At 64.9% G+C, this 16,864-nt stretch carries 13 protein-coding genes; 5 read left to right on the top strand and 8 right to left on the bottom strand.

All coding sequences use genetic code 11. From position 1 onward, the window contains the following. Nucleotides 1-58 precede the first annotated feature (58 nt). The 3 genes from CFR78_RS06550 (at nt 59) to CFR78_RS06540 (ending at nt 3,871) form a co-directional block, all read left to right on the top strand. Nucleotides 59-1,621 (top strand): peptide chain release factor 3, encoded by a 1,563-nt coding sequence (locus tag CFR78_RS06550; protein ID WP_007399116.1) that lies wholly within the window; start codon nt 59-61, stop codon nt 1,619-1,621. 73 nt (nt 1,622-1,694) lie between these two features. Beyond that, the gene (cysS, locus tag CFR78_RS06545) at nt 1,695-3,074 is read left to right on the top strand and encodes a cysteine--tRNA ligase (protein WP_034929140.1); all 1,380 of its coding nucleotides are present in this window, start codon (nt 1,695-1,697) and stop codon (nt 3,072-3,074) included. After that, nucleotides 3,071-3,871, top strand: a complete 801-nt coding sequence (locus CFR78_RS06540) for an RNA methyltransferase (protein ID WP_181417499.1) — start codon at nt 3,071-3,073, stop codon at nt 3,869-3,871. Before cysS ends, CFR78_RS06540 begins: the two co-directional genes overlap by 4 nt. Before the next feature lie 123 nt (nt 3,872-3,994). On the opposite strand, the gene gltX is transcribed toward CFR78_RS06540, so the two are convergent. The 4 genes from gltX to CFR78_RS06520 all read right to left on the bottom strand — a co-directional run bounded on the left by gltX (nt 3,995) and on the right by CFR78_RS06520 (nt 8,658). Beyond that, the gene (gltX, locus tag CFR78_RS06535) at nt 3,995-5,332 is read right to left on the bottom strand and encodes a glutamate--tRNA ligase (RefSeq protein ID WP_034929131.1); all 1,338 of its coding nucleotides are present in this window, start codon (nt 5,330-5,332) and stop codon (nt 3,995-3,997) included. A 204-nt stretch (nt 5,333-5,536) separates the two neighbouring features. Beyond that, a complete protein-coding gene (locus CFR78_RS06530) occupies nt 5,537-5,905 on the bottom strand; it encodes a hypothetical protein (RefSeq protein ID WP_034929128.1) in 369 nt (122 codons plus the stop codon). Nucleotides 5,906-6,059: 154 nt separating this feature from the next. Beyond that, the gene (locus CFR78_RS06525; RefSeq protein ID WP_034929126.1) at nt 6,060-7,226 is read right to left on the bottom strand and encodes a beta/alpha barrel domain-containing protein; all 1,167 of its coding nucleotides are present in this window, start codon (nt 7,224-7,226) and stop codon (nt 6,060-6,062) included. Between the two features lie 28 nt (nt 7,227-7,254). Then, nucleotides 7,255-8,658, bottom strand: a complete 1,404-nt coding sequence (locus tag CFR78_RS06520) for a class II 3-deoxy-7-phosphoheptulonate synthase (protein WP_034929123.1) — start codon at nt 8,656-8,658, stop codon at nt 7,255-7,257. 307 nt (nt 8,659-8,965) lie between these two features. Here CFR78_RS06520 and CFR78_RS06515 point away from each other — a divergent pair, with 307 nt between their 5' ends. Further along, on the top strand, nt 8,966-9,310 hold the full coding sequence (locus CFR78_RS06515) for a hypothetical protein (protein ID WP_007399107.1): 345 nt from the start codon (nt 8,966-8,968) through the stop codon (nt 9,308-9,310). A gap of 165 nt (nt 9,311-9,475) precedes the next feature. Here CFR78_RS06515 and gorA read toward each other — a convergent pair whose 3' ends face one another. Both gorA and CFR78_RS06505 read right to left on the bottom strand, forming a co-directional pair. Then, a complete protein-coding gene (gene gorA, locus CFR78_RS06510; protein WP_034929120.1) occupies nt 9,476-10,876 on the bottom strand; it encodes a glutathione-disulfide reductase in 1,401 nt (466 codons plus the stop codon). A 131-nt stretch (nt 10,877-11,007) separates the two neighbouring features. Beyond that, the gene (locus CFR78_RS06505) at nt 11,008-11,886 is read right to left on the bottom strand and encodes a ferredoxin--NADP reductase (protein WP_034929117.1); all 879 of its coding nucleotides are present in this window, start codon (nt 11,884-11,886) and stop codon (nt 11,008-11,010) included. A 292-nt stretch (nt 11,887-12,178) separates the two neighbouring features. Here CFR78_RS06505 and CFR78_RS06500 point away from each other — a divergent pair, with 292 nt between their 5' ends. Continuing rightward, nucleotides 12,179-14,632 carry a helicase-related protein gene (locus CFR78_RS06500; RefSeq protein ID WP_034929113.1) on the top strand — a complete coding sequence of 818 codons (2,454 nt, stop codon included), beginning with the start codon at nt 12,179-12,181 and terminating at the stop codon, nt 14,630-14,632. Between the two features lie 143 nt (nt 14,633-14,775). Here CFR78_RS06500 and serS read toward each other — a convergent pair whose 3' ends face one another. Continuing rightward, on the bottom strand, nt 14,776-16,047 hold the full coding sequence (gene serS, locus CFR78_RS06495; RefSeq protein WP_034929111.1) for a serine--tRNA ligase: 1,272 nt from the start codon (nt 16,045-16,047) through the stop codon (nt 14,776-14,778). Further along, on the bottom strand, nt 16,047-16,859 hold the full coding sequence (gene tatC / locus CFR78_RS06490; RefSeq protein ID WP_034929332.1) for a twin-arginine translocase subunit TatC: 813 nt from the start codon (nt 16,857-16,859) through the stop codon (nt 16,047-16,049). Before tatC ends, serS begins: the two co-directional genes overlap by 1 nt. Nucleotides 16,860-16,864 lie beyond the last annotated feature (5 nt).

The raw sequence follows: 16,864 nt of genomic DNA, 5'->3' as shown, positions 1-16,864 counted from the left end.
GTCCGCGTTTCTGGCCCCTGCCCGCTTCCCCCTCCCTTCCGCCGGGCCAGCCGCAGGAATGGACAAGACCGTGACCGCCACCACAGCCGATACCGCCCTGACCGCCGAGATTACCCGGCGGCGCACCTTTGCCATCATCTCCCACCCGGATGCCGGCAAGACAACACTGACCGAACGCATCCTGCGGGCCGGTGGCGCCATCCAGATGGCGGGCAACGTGCGGGCCAAGGGCGAGCGGCGGCGCACGCGCTCGGACTGGATGGGCATCGAGCGCGACCGCGGCATTTCCGTCGTGACCTCGGTCATGACGTTCGAATATGGCGGCTGCATCTTCAACCTGCTTGACACGCCGGGCCATGAAGACTTTTCGGAAGATACCTACCGCACGCTGACGGCGGTCGATGCCGCCGTGATGGTGATCGACGCCGCCAAGGGCATCGAGGCCCGGACCCGCAAGCTGTTCGAGATCTGCCGCCTGCGCGACATTCCCATCGTCACCTTCATCAACAAGATGGACCGTGAGGCACAGGACCCGTTTGCCCTGCTGGATGAAATCTCGTCCTCGCTGGCACTGGACGTCTCGCCCGCGACGTGGCCGGTGGGCCGCGCCGCCAAATTCGTCGGCACCTATGATATCCGCAGCCGTGAACTGCATGTAAGCGAACCGCTGGACCAGTCCGACCCGCGCATGGTGCAACTGGGCGAGGAACTGGAACTGGTTGAGGCGGCACTGCCGGAATTCGACCTGGAAAGCTTCAACGCAGGCCACCTGACCCCGGTGTTCTTCGGCAGTGCGATGAAGGAGATCGGCGTGACCGACCTGCTGGACGCGCTGGCCAGCTTCGGCCCGCCGCCGCGTGACCAGGCGACCGAGACCCGCAACGTGCGCGCCGATGAACCCGCCCTGACCGCGCTGGTGTTCAAGATCCAGGCCAACATGGACCCCAACCACCGTGACCGCATGGCCTTTGCCCGCATCTGCTCGGGCAAACTGCAGCGCGGCATGCGGCTCAAGCATGTGCGCATCGGCAAGCAGTTCGCGCTGCACACCCCGCAGTTCTTCTTCGCCCGTGACCGCCAGTTGGCCGAGGAAGCCTTTGCGGGCGACGTGGTGGGCATTCCCAACCACGGGACGCTGCGCATTGGTGATACACTGACCGAAGGCGAGGACCTGCGCTTTACCGGCGTGCCCTATTTCGCGCCCGAAATCCTGCGCCGCGTGCGGCTGGATGACGCGATGAAGGCCAAGAAGCTGCGCCAGGCGCTGACCGAACTGGCGGAGGAAGGCGTGGTGCAGCTGTTCCGCCCGCAGGATGGCGCGCCCCCCATCGTGGGCGTGGTCGGCACGCTGCAGCTTGACGTGCTGCAGTCGCGGCTGAAGGGGGAATACGGGGTTGCGATCGGCTTCGAATCGACCCCCTATAACCTGGCCCGCTGGGTAACGGGGCCAAGGGACCGGCTGGAAACCTTCTGCATGGCCAACCGCACCGCCATGGCGGATGATATTGATGGCGACCCGGTCTTCCTTGCCTCCTCGGCGTTCATGATGAAGCGCACGGCGGAAGGGAACCCGGAACTGACGTTCCATGACATCAAGCAGATCGGTCAGGAAATCGGCTGACCGGCCACCCCGGCGGGGCCGGCGCAGATGAACTATTGCGTCCCCCCGCCTGTCTGTCGCATCTAGGCGCATCATGTCCGACACACAGCCCCGTCCGCACCTGCCCCGCCTGCATCTACATGACAGCAGGACCCGCAGCACCGTTCCCTTCGTCCCGCTGGCACCCGATAACGTGCGGGTCTATTACTGCGGCCCCACGGTCTATGACCTGGCGCATATCGGCAACCTGCGCGCCATGCTTACGGCCGATGTGCTGGTGCGCCTGCTGCGCCACCTGTACCCGCGCGTGACCTACGTGCGCAACATCACCGACGTGGATGACAAGATCAACGCCCGCGCGCATGCCAACGGCGAATCCATTGCCGACCTGACCGCGCGCACCATTGCCGATTTCCATGCGGACCTGGCCGCCGTCTCCATCCTGCCGCCGGATGTGGAGCCGCGCGCGACCCACCATATTGGCGAGATGCAGGACATGATCGCCCGCCTGATCGAAAGCGGCCATGCCTATGAGGCCGGGGGCCATGTGCTGTTCGCGGTGGGCACCTACCCGTCCTATGGCGCGCTGTCGGGCCGCACGCCCGATGACCTGATCGCGGGCGCGCGGGTGGAAGTCGCCCCCTACAAGCGCGACCCCGGCGATTTCGTGCTGTGGAAACCATCCGACGACCAGACGCCGGGCTGGGACAGCCCTTGGGGCCGGGGGCGTCCGGGCTGGCATATCGAATGCTCGGCCATGTCGCACCGCTATCTGGGCGAGAGCTTTGACATTCATGGCGGCGGGTCGGACCTGCTGTTCCCCCACCATGAGAACGAACGCGCGCAGAGCATGTGCTGCCACCCGCACGGGCATTTCGCCAACCACTGGGTGCATAACGCGATGCTGCTGGTGAATGGGGAGAAGATGTCGAAATCCCTCGGCAACTTCCTGACCGTGCGCGACGTGCTGCGTGATACCCCTGCCGAGGCGCTGCGCCTTCTGCTGCTGCGCGCCCAGTACCGTTCGGTGCTCAACTTCACGCGCGAAGGACTGGATGAAGCCCGCCAGATGCTGGACCGCTTCTACCGCGCGCTGGAAAAGCTGGACCCGGACCAGCCACCCGTGCCAGCGCCAGACAGCGTGGTGCAGGTGCTGTGCGATGACCTGAACACCCCGCGCGCGCTGGCGGAAATGCATGCGCTGGCCGATGCCGCCCTGACGGGTGACCGTGTTGCAGCGGCGCGACTGAAGGCTGCGGGCAACCTGATCGGCCTGCTGAACGACACGCCGGAAGCTTGGTTCCGTGGCGGGGCGAAAGTCGACCCGGCTGAAATCGAACGCCTGATTGAAGAACGCCTTGCCGCGCGCAAGGCGCGTGACTTCGCCCGCGCGGATGAAATCCGCAACACCCTCGCGGCACAGGGCATTGTACTGGAAGACGGCCCGCAGGGCACGACATGGAGGCAGGCATGACCGGGCGCGATGGCGGGGCGGATATCGGCCCCATTGGCAACAGCCCGGTCGTAATCCTTGTCCGGCCCCAGATGGCCGAGAACATCGGCACCACGGCCCGCGCCATGGCCAATGGCGGACTGTTCCACATGCGCATTGTCGCACCCCGCGATGGCTGGCCGCAGGAGCGCGCGTGGCGCAGTGCCTCGGGCGCGGACCGCATCCTTGAATCGGCACAGGTGTTTGACACCGTGGATGAAGCGGTGGCCGACCTGCACCACGTTTTCGCCACCTGCCCCCGCCCGCGCCATATCGTAAAGCCGGTACTGACCGCGCGCGGCGGGGCGGCGGAACTGCGTGAGATGACGGGGCGCGGGCTGAAGGTGGGGCTGATGTTCGGCCCCGAACGCGCGGGGCTGGATAACGAGGACATGGCACGCGCCGATGCACTGATCCGCTACCCGCTCAATCCCGCCTTCATGTCGCTCAACCTGGCGCAGGCGGTAATGATCATGGCCTATGAGTGGTGGATGACGGAGGATGAGACCCCGCCCCGCGCACTCATGACCAACGAGACGCATGTAGCCACCCGGGGTGAGCTGGAAAACTTCATGCACCACCTGATTACCGACCTGGATGACTGCGGCTTCCTGCGCAATGAACAGAAACGCGCGGGCATGGTGCGCAACCTGCGCCACTTCTTCCTGCGCGGTGAAGTGACGGAACAGGAACTGCGCACGCTGCATGGCGTGGTGACCGAACTGTCCCGTGGGCGCAAGACGCGACAGGCGGCAAGAAAAGTATCTGAAAAACAGTAAAAGTTCCTGGGGGCCGCCTTTTTTCAAAAAGGTGGCGTTCTTCGAAGCTTTTTGAAAAAAGCTTCGCCAAAAACTTCTTCTCCTTTGGAAAAGGCCCGGTGTGAAACCGGGCCTTTTTGCGTATCAGCGGGCGGCGATCTGTAGCCGGTCAGCCACGCGTGCCCGGCCCATGAGCGGCAGCAGGTCACGCATTTCCGGCCCGCTCTCCTCCCCCGTCAGCGCCAGGCGCAGCGGGTGGAACAGGGCGCGGCCCGTGCGGCCCGTGGCCTCTTTCACGGCCGTGGTCCATGTCTTCCATGTCGTATCATCCCACGGCGCCGCAGGCAGCGCCCCCAGGGCCTGAAGCAGGAAGGGACGATCCGCCTCATCAATCACCGGGGGTACGATATCGCCCGCCACCACATCCCACCAGTGGCGCAGTTCACCCGCCATGTCCACATTGCCACGCACGGCCAGCCAGAAGGCTTCCGTCGCCCCTTCGGGCAGACGTGCGCGGATTTCCTCAAACGGCATGGCATGCATGACGCGCCGGTTCAGCCCCAGCAGCTGGCGCATGTCAAAGCGCGCGGCGGAACGTGAAACACGGCCAAGATCATAGGTTTGAGCCAGTTCATCGAACGATAGCGGTTCCGGGTCATCCGCGCTGCCCAGACGGGCAAGGTAGGAGACGATGGCCGAAGGCTCGACCCCATCCTGCCGCAAGGCCCGAATCGACAGCCCGTCGAAGCGCTTGGACAGCTTGCCGCCACCCTGATCAAGCAGCAGCGGCAGGTGGGCGAAGGTGAAGCGGTTGCGTTTTGCCCCCAGCGCCTCGGCAATGTCGATCTGCACACCTGTATTGGTCACATGGTCCTCGCCACGGATGACGTGGGTAATACCCAGTTCCATGTCATCCACGACCGAGGCCAGCGTGTACAGCACCGTGCCATCAGCACGGACCAGAACCGGGTCGGAAATGGCGGGCAGCTTGACGCGCGATGGCCCCATGACCAGGTCGTTCCATTCCACCGTGCGGTGGTCGGACAGTTTAAAGCGCCAGTAGGGCACCTTGCCATTGGCTTCGGCCTGCGCGCGCTGCTGCGGCGTCATGCGCAGCATGGCCCGGTCATAGACGGGGGGCTTGCGCATGCGGATGCGGGCCTCGCGCTTGGAGGCCAGTTCCTGCTCGCTTTCAAAGCACGGATAGAGCCGCCCGCTGGCCTTCAGCTTTTCAATGGCCAGCGCATAGCGGTCCAGCCGGTCCGACTGGCGCACGAATTCGTCCCAGCCAATGCCAAGCCAGCGCAGGTCGTCCTGCAGGGCCTGCACGTATTCCTCTTTCGAGCGGCTGCGGTCGGTATCATCGATCCGCAGCAGGAACCGGGCGCCATGACGGCGGGCAAACAGGGCATTGGCAATGGCCTGACGCGCATTGCCGACATGGATCAGCCCGGTCGGGCTGGGCGCAAAACGGAGTTTCATGCCCCCTATATGCGGCGATTACGCCCCGAATGCCAGAGAACACATGCGCAATCTGGCACGGAATGCACGCGCCTGGCAGGCAGGCCCGATACACGCCGGTATCGGTGCATAACCCGTATGGGCAAAGTATTTTCAGGCGGACCGCCAACGCCGCCTTTTAAAAAAGGCGGCACCCAAAAACCTTTATGAATTTAAGGGGCGCTCTTACGCCTCGTCATCCTCATCGCCGCTGCGGCGGGGGTCAAAGGCACGCCAGTCGCGTTCCATCGGGGTTGCCGCATGGGCCGCGAAATCATCCAGTTCATTGGCGGAACGCCAGCCCTGATCGCCTGCCTCCAGCACCTCCGCATCCTCGCCAAAGGCAAACCATGCCTTGAGCACCTCGGCGGGGGAAAGACCCGCCATGCGGCACCGCTCGATACTGTCGCGCACATAGGCACGCGCAAAGGCGTTGGCCTGGATCAGGTCGGGAAAACCGCCGACTTCCTCGACAATACTGTCTTCCGCCCCGCCCGACAGGTCCAGTATCCGCACGCGCCAGCCCCCTTCAGGGGCAAAAATGGTTTCTGACAAGATCAGGCCTTTCGTTAAAGACTGTTTAAAAAGCAACCTGTTGATAAAGGGCATGACGTTCAGGGCAAGGCCATCTTCCCTAAAATAAAGGCGGCCTTCCCGAAGCGGCTTTTCAGGCCACGCCCCAGCCACATGCCAAGGGGCGGCGCATGGCCTAGCGCGCGTGGTTATGGCGCAGCAGGAACTCGCGCCCGGCCTTGACGCGGGGCACATCGTCATAGGCCACGATATCCGCCGTGGCATAGGTCTCGGACCAGCGATCGGGAATGAAGGAGCCGGTGCCGATCACATCAACCGGCGCATGGGCGTCGGCCATGCTCAGGCATTTTTCAACACTGAACCCGGATGAGGCGATGATGCGCACATGCGCGAATCCCGCCTCGTCCAGCGCCTCACGCATGCGCCAGATCGCGGCGGCCGAAACCCCCGTGCCCACCAGGTAGCGCAGTTCCTTGTCCGAACGGTAGCGGCGGATGCTGCCCGGCGTGTGCCGCTCCAGCACATCATAGGACGATTGCGGATCCAGCCCCTCCAGAAAGCGGCCGCCATGCGTGTCCAGCCGCACGGCCAGCCGCCCGGTCGCCGCCAGATCGGGAAAGTGACGGCAGACTTCCAGCGCGTCCGTCACCTCACGCCCGAAATAGTCCACCAGCACCACCAGGTCCATTTCGGGATAGACCTCGTGGAACATCTCGGCCGCGCGCAGGGTGGAGCCGGCATAGCCCACCAGCGCATGCGGCATGGTGCCCAGCCCCCTTGATGTGCCGAAATAATGCGCCGTTGCATCATTGGCGCCGCCGATAAAGCCCAGCGCGCCTTCCTTCTGCGCGGCCTGACTGCCGATGGAGGCGGCATAGGCCATCTGTTCCTGCATGCCAAACCCCGCGCAGTGCCGGGCCTCCATGGCCATGAAGCGTACCTGCGGCAGCGCCAGCGCCATCTGGTAGGCATTATGCGCGGCCACACAGGCCGGGCCAAGGCGCTGGAGCACCAGGGTTTCCAGCGGGGCAAGCTGGGCGAAGGAGCCGGTCACGTAAACCAGCGGCTCACCCGCCCCCACCCATGTCCCCTCGGGGAACATGAGGCTGCATTCGATATCGATTCCGCGCTCGGCGGCCACGGCATGCAGCCAGTCCACCATAAGGCGCGGAGCGGATATGACGGGACGGCGCAGGAAGATGGCGTAGGTCACCTTCCTGTCCCCGAAATGTTCGACAATGGCCCGCGTACGGTTGAAATACGCATCCGTGCGGGCAGCGATCACATCGCGTTCCACCGCGCCCGCATTCTTGTCACGTACCGTCTTCTCACCGTGGGTCATGGCCCCTCCGATCGTGTCCCTGACGGGACTAGCGCGCTCCGCCCGCCATGCGATGCATGCGTGTCTTGAGTTCTTCCGACAGGCGGAACGCCATCTCAAGCGACTGTTCCGCATTCAGGCGCGGGTCGCAGAAGGTCTCATAGCGCTCACCAAGATCGGCTTCCGTCAAGCGGTGGGCACCGCCGATACACTCGGTCACGTTCTGGCCCGTCATCTCGAAATGCACACCGCCGGGATGGGCGCCCGCGGCCTCGAACACGTCGAAAAACCCGTGAATCTCCGACAGGATGGCATCAAACGACCGCGTCTTGACCCCCGTCGAGGTCGAGCTGGTGTTGCCGTGCATGGGATCACACAACCATGTGACGGTGCGGCCTGTGGCCATCACTTTCCCGAGCAGCGGCGGCAGGTGGTCACGCACCTTGCCCGCGCCCATGCGCGAGATGAGCGAGATGCGCCCGGCTTCATCGGACGGGTTGAGGATATCGAGCAGCTGCTCCAGGTCCTCGATGGTGGTGGTGGGACCGACCTTGATCCCGATGGGGTTGCGCACCCCGCGCAGGAACTCGACATGCGCGCCTTCGGGCTGGCGGGTACGGTCCCCGATCCACACGAAATGGGCCGAGCAGTCATACCACTCGCCCGATGTCGAATCGATGCGGGTCAGCGCCTGCTCGTAGGGCAGCAGCAGGGCCTCGTGCGAGGTGTAGAACTCGGTCTCGTCAATCTGGGGGGTGGTGGCCGCCGTCAGGCCGCACGCCGCCATGAAGTCCAGCGTCTCGCCGATGCGTTCGGCAAGCTGGCCATAGCGCTGGGCCAGCGGCGAGCGCTCGACAAAGCCCAGGTTCCAGCGATGCACCTCGTGCAGGTTGGCATAGCCGCCGCTGGCAAACGCGCGCAGCAGGTTCATGGTGCCGACGGACTGGAAATACCCCGTCTCCATCCGCTTCGGGTCGGGCACACGGGCGGATTCGGTAAAATCGGACCCGTTGATGATGTCCCCCCGGTAGGAAGGCAGCGTCACGCCGTCCTTCGTCTCGTCATCGGACGAGCGCGGCTTGGCGTACTGCCCCGCCATGCGCCCGATCTTGATGACCGGCACCTTGGCGCCAAAGGTCAGCACCACCGCCATCTGCAGCAGCACCCGAAAGGTGTCGCGCACGATATCAGCCGTGAACTCATTGAAGCTTTCGGCGCACGCGCCGCCCTGCAGCACGAAGGCCTGCCCGCTGGCCGCCTTGGCCAGATGGGCGCGCAGGCGGCGGGCCTCACCGGCAAAGACCAGGGGCGGGTAGCGGCGCAGGCGCGCCTCCACGCCCTCCAGCGCTGCCTCGTCGGGGTATCGCGGCATCTGCCGCGCCGGAAACGACCGCCAGCTCTCCGGCGTCCAGGCCTGCCGGGAAGAACTGTTATGGCTGTGCGTCGCACTCATGGGTCGGATCCTAATTCCTCTTGATACAAGACTGTTCCCGCCGCCCGTGGCGGAAGGGCAGTCTTTATGTCGAAAAAACCCCGCCATGGCAAAGCCTGTTCTGCCGCCGGCGCGCATGATGGCGCACCGCACGGGAAACATATGTTGCATCCGGGCCACAAAGTTGCCTGGACCATGCAGTTAACGGTCGCATTGCAAACGGGCTTCACCCATATGTAAAACCGACATGGTTGGCCTGCCAGACCACGCCTTTTCCTTGTGGCGCAGGGTTGGCATGCTGCCCACCCCGGTAAAAGGATGACGGATCATGGCCACGACGCGTGGGAAACTCTTAACCGCCCTGTCCGCAGGGCTGTGCCTGTTCAGCGTGACGGCCATGGCCGCGCCACAGGACACGGATGACAGCAGCAGCCAGAACGAGGACAGGATGACCGTCCACGGCCAGCGCAGCCACCTGCCGCCCGGCTATGAGGAAGCGCCCTCCATGGAACTGAACCATGGGCCGGACCCCGATCATCTGGAGCATGTGCACCGTGATTCCGTAACCGGCACCGACCTGTCGAAATTCGGTTCCGCCTACCAGAGCAGCGGGATCAATGGCGATGGCCAGCTTGGTGATTCCACCGGCAATGGCTGGGTCGCGCCGCGCTAGGGGTCCCTGCCCGATACATGAAAAAAACCGTTGCCAGGTCCACTCCGGCAACGGTTTTTTTATTTAAGGACCGGGAAGGCGTTTTTGGTGAAGCTGTTTTCCGAAAAACTTCAGAGAACGCCGCCTTTTTGAAAAAAGGCGGCACCCAAAAACTTCTATTCTGTTTCAGTCCACCTTGTGGGGCGTGACGCGCGTGCGGGTGCGCATGGTCACGAATTCTTCCGCCGCAGTGGGATGGATGCCGATGGTGCGGTCCCAGTCCGCCTTGGTCAGCCGCGCGGTGACCGCAATGGCCAGCCCCTGCATGATTTCGGGCGCGTCATCGCCCAGCATGTGCGCGCCCACCACAACCTGGCTGGCCTGATCGACCACCAGCTTCATGAACGTGTGCTGTGCGCGGCCACTAAGCGTGTTGCGCATGGGGCGGAAGCGGCTGACATAGACGTCCACATCGCCTTCTTTCGCGGCTTCGGCCTCCGTCAGGCCAACGCTGGCAACGGTGGGGGTGAAGAACACGGCCTTGGGCGTGGTGGCATAGCACCACTGGCGCGGGGGGCCCTTGCCAAACAGGCGGTCGGCCAGGTTGTGCCCCTCGGCAATGGCGACGGGCGTCAGGTTCAGCCGGTTGGTCACATCGCCAATGGCATAGATGCCGGGGACGGATGTCTCGCTGTTTTCATCCACGATCACCCGCCCGTTCTCCTGCATCGCCACCCCTGCCTGCGTCAGGCCCAGATGGGTGACCTTGGGATGGCGGCCGGTGGCGAAGAACACGCAGTCGGTTTCGATCCGCGTGCCGTTATCAAGGCTTACGACAAGGCTGCCATCCGCCTGTTTCCCGATTTCGGTGGGGGAAGCCCCGGCATGCTGGCGGATACCGCGCAGGTCAATGGCATCATGCACCGCGTGGCGCAGGTCGGTATCGAACCCGCGCAGGGGCTGGGGCTGGCGGTAGACCAGATCCACCTCCGAGCCGAAGCCACGGAATATCCCGGCGAACTCCACCCCGATATAGCCGCCCCCGACCATGCAGACCCGTTCGGGGCGGTCCTTGAGATGGAAAGCCTCGTCGGAGGAAATGGCATGTTCCGCACCCGGTATTTTCGGCAGGGTGGGGGTGGAGCCCACGGCAATGACAATACGCGCAGCCGTAACACGGCGGGGTTGCGCCTGCGGGGCCAGCGGCGAAGGATCGATGCGGACGGTATGCGCATCCTCCAGCGTGGCATGGCCGGTAAACAGCGCCACGCCCGCCTTTTCCAGCATGGAGACATAGATGCCGTTAAGGCGTTCGATCTCCCGGTCCTTGGCGGCGATCAGGGCGGCCCAGTCATGCTGGCCGCGCTTTGTGTTCCAGCCAAAGCCGTGGCTGTCCTCCACCCAGTCACCATAGTCACTGGCCTGTACCATAAGCTTCTTGGGCACGCAGCCAAGGTTGACGCAGGTGCCGCCCCAGTGCCGGCTTTCCGCCACCGCCACGCGCGCGCCATGGCTGGCCGCGATGCGCGCGCAGCGCACCCCACCGGAGCCCGCGCCAATTACGAACAGATCAAAATCATGACTCATTGCCGGTTGTGCATCCTGTCTGGGCCGGAAAGACGGCAAGGACAGGCGTCACTCCGGCCATCCCGCCGCGCTATGGGGCGGGGCCAATAAAAAACCCCGGCCATGCAGCATGGCCGGGGGCGCGGGCGGGATCAGCGTTCAGCGAACGCCTTTTCCACCACATAGGCGCCGGGGTGGGAGTTGTTCCCCTCGTCAAAGCCACGGTCCTGTAGCAGCTTTTCCGTATCGGCCAGCATTTCGGGCGAACCGCAGATCATGACACGGTCATGCTCGGGGTCGAGCGCCGGGATGTTCAGGTCGGTAAAGATCTTGCCCGTCTCGATCAGCCTGGTGATGCGGTCGGTCACGGCAAAGGCTTCGCGCGTCACGGCGGGGTAGTACAACAGCTTGCCCTTCACGTCCTCGCCCAGGAACTCGTGCTCGGGCAGTTCGTGGCGGATGTGGTTGGCATAGGCCAGCTCACCCGAGATGCGCACCGTGTGGCTCAGGATCACGTGCTCGTAACGCTCATAGCATTCCGGGTCCTTGATCAGGCTCATGAAGGGCGCAAGCCCCGTGCCGGTGGACAGGAAATACAGGTTACGGCCCGGACGCAGGTTGTCCAGCAGCAGGGTGCCGACGGGCTTGCGGCCGATCAGCACCTTGTCCCCCACCTTGACGTGGCGCAGGCGGGAGGTGAGCGGACCATCGGGCACGGCGATGGACAGGAATTCGAGGTGGTCCTCGTAATTCGCGCTGGCAATGCTGTAGGCACGCAGCAGCGGCTTGCCCTCGACCTCGATGCCGATCATCGTGAACTGGCCGTTCTCGAAGCGCAAGGCCGGGTCGCGCGTGGTGGTAAAGCTGAACAGCCGGTCGGTCCAGTGATGGACGGACAGCACGGTCTCCGCGTTCAGGTGGCCGTATTCCTTGGTCGGTTCGGCAAGGTGGAACACGCCTGCCTGCCCCTCTACCGGGGCAAGGCCGGTGAGCATGGTCTCAGCGGTTGGCACAATCAACGTATCGGACATTTGGTTATCACTCTCCCGGCTGGATATGACGCAGACCCAGGACTTCCTGAAACATGCGCCCCACAACGATATCGCTCAGGCGGGCATGTCTAGGCCATCCACAGCGTGGAATTCCAGCACAAACAAACATATCTCGCGCCACGGGAAGCTGAATTCACCGCACAATGCCCATTCCGGGGCGCTCATGTCACGTCACATGCGTACGATGCGGGCTTCTATTCAATGATTTCCCCTGCGGATGCAAGTACTGATGTCCATTGTCCCCGCAGCCCGGATGACGCACATAGGCAGTATGACTTCTGAATTCCCCGACCGGGCCGCCCCTGCCCTGCTGGCGCTGGACGCGGCGATTGCCGCAACCGGGCTGCATGTTGAAACCCGCGAACGCCCCAAGCTGGAGCGTGTGATCGCCCGCATGCTGCTCCCCGGTGCCCAGCGGATAGACGATGCCGCCTTCCGCGCCGCCCTGTGCACCGTGCGCCGCAAGCCGTGGGGCTCGCGCCTCATGGACCTTACGCGCCGTGCAGGGCAGGTATGGGTTACGCGCGCGGATACCGAAGCCGCCGCCATGACGGTGGATGACCCCGAACCCGATGATGCCCGCCTGCTGGCCGCCCTTACCCCCGTCCTGCGCGAAAAGCTGCGCGCGCAGGGCGACACGCCCCGCGCCGCCATGGACAATGTGCGCGGCGACCTGTTTGACGGCACGGGCCGCACCCTTGCGCCCACCGAGATCCGCACCCTGGCACTGGCCGTGGCCGATGCCTTTGCCGTGGCCGACCCCGAAGCCTTCGCCACCGAACTGGAGCGCGAGGACACCAGCCGCAAGGACCGCGATGCCCGCATAGAGGAGACGGCGCGCACCCGCCGGCGCGAGGAAGTCCTGCGCCTGCGGGAGTGGGAAAAAAGCCTTGTCCCCTTCAGCGACGTGCCCGGCCTGCTGCGCTGCTCCCAGCGTGAGGCGCTGCGCTGGATTGCCGAAAACCGCCTGCCCGTCGCCCGCCGCGTGCCGCAGGCAGGCGGGCAGGAACGCTGGGAGTTTGATCCCGGCGAGCTTATGGCTCTGCGCCAGAACCTGCCCCAATGGCGCAGGGAGGGCCCGCAGGGGCCGGGCCGGGCACCACTGGCCCCCGACCTGGGCAACCAGCGCATCGGCAACGCCGTCATAGCCCAGGTCGCGGCCCTTGACCGCTATGCCGCCCATTTCCGCACCGCGCGCGCGCTGAAGCGCCGGATCACGCTGGTCACGGGGCCGACCAACAGCGGCAAGTCCCACACGGCACTGGACGCGCTGGCGCGGGCCGAAAGCGGGCTGGCGCTGGCGCCGCTGCGGCTGCTGGCCCATGAGTTCCGCGAGTCGCTGACCGCGCGCGGCGTGCCGACCTCGCTCGCCACGGGAGAGGAACGCATCGACGTGCCCGGCAGCCGCCACCTGGCCGCGACCGTGGAAATGTGCCCGCTGAACAACCCGGTCGATGTGGCCATCATTGACGAAGCCCAGATGCTGACCGACCCCGACCGGGGGGCGGCGTGGACGGCGGCCATCATGGGCGCGCCGGCGCGGCACCTGTTCATTCTGGGGGCGCCGGACTGCATTCCCATGGTCCGGCGCATTGCCGAACTGTGCGGCGACCCGATTGACGAGATCCGTCTGGAGCGCAAGAGCCCGCTGGTCGCCGCCGAACGCGCGGTCAGCCTGCATGAACTGCAGAAGCACGATGCGCTGATCGCCTTCTCGCGCCGTGAGGTACTGGACCTGCGCGCCCTGCTGCTGGCGCATGGCAAGCGGGTGGCGGTGGTGTATGGCGCGCTCAGCCCCGAAGTCCGCCGGGCGGAGGCGCAGCGCTTCAACAATGGCGATGCCGACATCCTGATCGCAACCGATGCCATCGGCATGGGGCTGAACCTGACCATCCGCCGCGTGGTCTTTGCCGCCCTGCGCAAATATGACGGCAACCAGACGCGCGACCTCAACCCGCAGGAAGTCAAGCAGATCGGCGGCCGTGCCGGGCGCTTTGGCAAGCATGAACAGGGTGTGGTGGCCGTGCTGGAAGGGGTGGGCAGCCCGTCCTTCATCCATGCCATGCTGGCGGCCCCCCCGCAGCCGATCGAGGATATGCGCCCGCAGGTGCAGCCGGATGCGGACATCGTGCAGGCCGTGGCGGCCGAGATCGGGTCGGACAGCCTGTTTGGCGTTCTGGTGCGCATCCGCCGCGCGGTGCTGCGGCGCGACGACCCCAATTACCGGCTGGCCAACATGGAACAGGCCTTTGCCATTGCCACCGCACTGGAAGGTGTTCCCGACCTGACGCTGGCCCAGCGCTGGGTTTACGCCATGTGCCCGGTCGATGACCGCGACAACGGCATCCAGCGCCTGGTGCACTGGGCGGCGGACCACGCCGCGGGCAATACCGTGCCGCCCCCGGGCACGGGCCGCCTGCCCGCCGCCGAACGCGCCGAGCGCACGGAACTGGAACGGGCCGAAAAGCGCCACAAGCGGCTGGTGGCCTGGCGGTGGCTGGCGCTGCGCTTCCCCGAGACCTATGTCAACCGTGAGGAAGCCGAGGGGACCACCGCGCGCCTTGATGAATGGATCGAGGACGTGCTGCGCCAGCAGAGCATCCGCGCCCGCGCACCCAATGCATCCCCCTTCCGCCCGGACAGCCGCGCCAACCCGTCCGGACGCCGTGGCCGCGATGGGGGCGGCCCGCCAAAGGGCAAGCGCCCCCACCGCAAGGGGCGCTGAACGGGATTTAGATAACCTGTTGATAAGGAATGAACGTTTTTGGGTGCCGCCTTTTTTCAAAAAGGCGGCGTTCCCTGAAGCTTTTTGCAAAAAGCTTCACCAGAAACGTCCTTGGGTTTTCCACCCATTTCGTGGGCTGATGTTTATGCGCTACGAATGACTTCAATGCCGCCCATATAGGGCCGCAGCACATCCGGCACCGTGATGCTGCCGTCCGCGGTCTGGTAATTCTCCATGACCGCAATCAGCGTGCGACCCACGGCAAGGCCCGACCCGTTCAGGGTATGGACAAAGGCAGGCTTGCCATCGGCCGCGCGATAGCGGGCATTCAGGCGCCGGGCCTGGAAATCGCGCGTGGTGGAGCAGGACGAGATCTCACGCCACGCCTTCTGCCCCGGCAGCCATGCCTCAAGGTCAAACGTCCTGGCCGCGCCAAAGCCGGTATCGCCCGCGCACAGCAGCATGCGGCGGTAGGGAATGCCCAGCTTTTCCAGCACCATTTCCGCGCAGCGGGTCATGCGCTCGTGCTCGGCGTCGCTCTCCTCTGGCGTGGTGATGCTGACCATCTCCACCTTCTGGAACTGGTGCTGGCGCAGCATGCCGCGTGTATCGCGCCCTGCCGCCCCCGCCTCGCTACGGAAGCAGGAAGACAGGGCAACCAGACGCTGCGGCAGCACGCCCGCGGGCAGGATCTGCCCCGCGACGCTGGCGGTCAGCGGTACCTCCGCCGTGGGGATCAGCCAGCGGCCATCTTCGGTGCGGAAGGACTGGTCGGCGAATTTGGGCAGCTTGTCCGTGCCATACATCGCCTCGTTATTGACCAGCACGGGCACGGCGGTTTCCTCGTACCCGTTTTCACCCGTGTGCAGGTCCAGCATGAACTGGCCCAGCGCCCGCTCCATGCGCGCAAGCTGACCGCGCAGCACCACGAACCGCGCGCCCGACAGGCGGGATGCGGTCTCGAAATCCATCAGGCCAAGCGCTTCGCCCAGCTCGAAATGCTCGCGCGCGGCAAAGGCGAATTCGGGCGGCGTGCCGTGCTGGTGCACCTGCACGTTGCCGCTCTCATCCGCGCCTGCGGGCACGCTTTCATCCAGCCGGTTGGGCAGGCGTTCCAGCGTGCCACGGATCTGGCCATCCAGATCATCAACGCGGGCCTGCAGTGCCTCCATATGGGCCTTGGCGCCGGTCACCTCGGCTTCCAGCGCGGACGTATCCGCACCGGATCGGCGCATGGCCCCGATTTCCCGGGAAATCTGCTTGCGCCGCGCCTGCAGTTCCTGCAGCGCGGTTTCAGCGGCGCGGCGGTCATGGTCCAGCAGCAATACGGCCTGCGCCACGGCAGGCTCGCCCCGCCGCTTCAGGTCAGCATCAAAACCGTCAGGATCGGCGCGAAGGGCACGCAGGTCATGCATCAGGTGGTCTCCTCGGTGTCTTCAGGCGGGGTGCGCGGCTCGACAAGGCGGGCGCAGAGAATGGATATTTCGTACAGCCCGATCAGCGGCACGGCCAGCCCGGTCTGGGTAATCACGTCGGGCGGGGTCAGGATGGCGGCGGCCACGAACGCGCCCACATAGGCATAGCGCCGCACACGCGCCAGCCCCTTTGACGTCACCAGCCCCACCCGCGCCATGAGGGTCAGCACCACCGGCAGTTCGAACGCCATGCCGAACGCCATGATCAGCTTCATCACCAGCGAAAGATATTCCGACACCTTGGCCTGCAGTTCGATCTGCAAGCCGTCCTGTCCGTCCGCCGTCTGGAACGACAGGAAGAACTTCCACGCGGCGGGGAAGATGAAATAATAGGCCAGCGCCGCACCGATTGCGAACATGATGGGGGTGGCCACAAGGAACGGGGCAAAAGCCCGCTTCTCGCTACGGTACAGCCCCGGTGCGATGAAGATCCACGCCTGCACCGCCACCATGGGGAACGACAGGCAGGCCGCACCGAAGAAGGCCACCTTCATGTAGGTGAAGAAGGCTTCGTACAGCGCGGTATAGATCAGGTGTGGCTGTTCGCCCTTCTGGCGCATGATGTCGCCCAGCGGCCTGGCCAGGAAGAAGTAGATCTGTTCCGAATAATAGTAACAGACGGCAAAGCACACCACGAACGACGCCATGGACCACAGCAGCCTGCGCCGCAATTCGACCAGATGCTCAAGCAGCGGCATGGGCTGGTCGTTGATCGAATCATCGGGCTTCAGGGTCTCGTCTCCTGCATCCATCTTGG

This window comes from Komagataeibacter rhaeticus (assembly GCF_003207855.1).
Classification (GTDB): domain Bacteria; phylum Pseudomonadota; class Alphaproteobacteria; order Acetobacterales; family Acetobacteraceae; genus Komagataeibacter; species Komagataeibacter rhaeticus.
The sequence above is the reverse complement of the archived record's forward strand: the minus strand, read 5'-3'. Positions and strand labels throughout refer to the sequence as shown.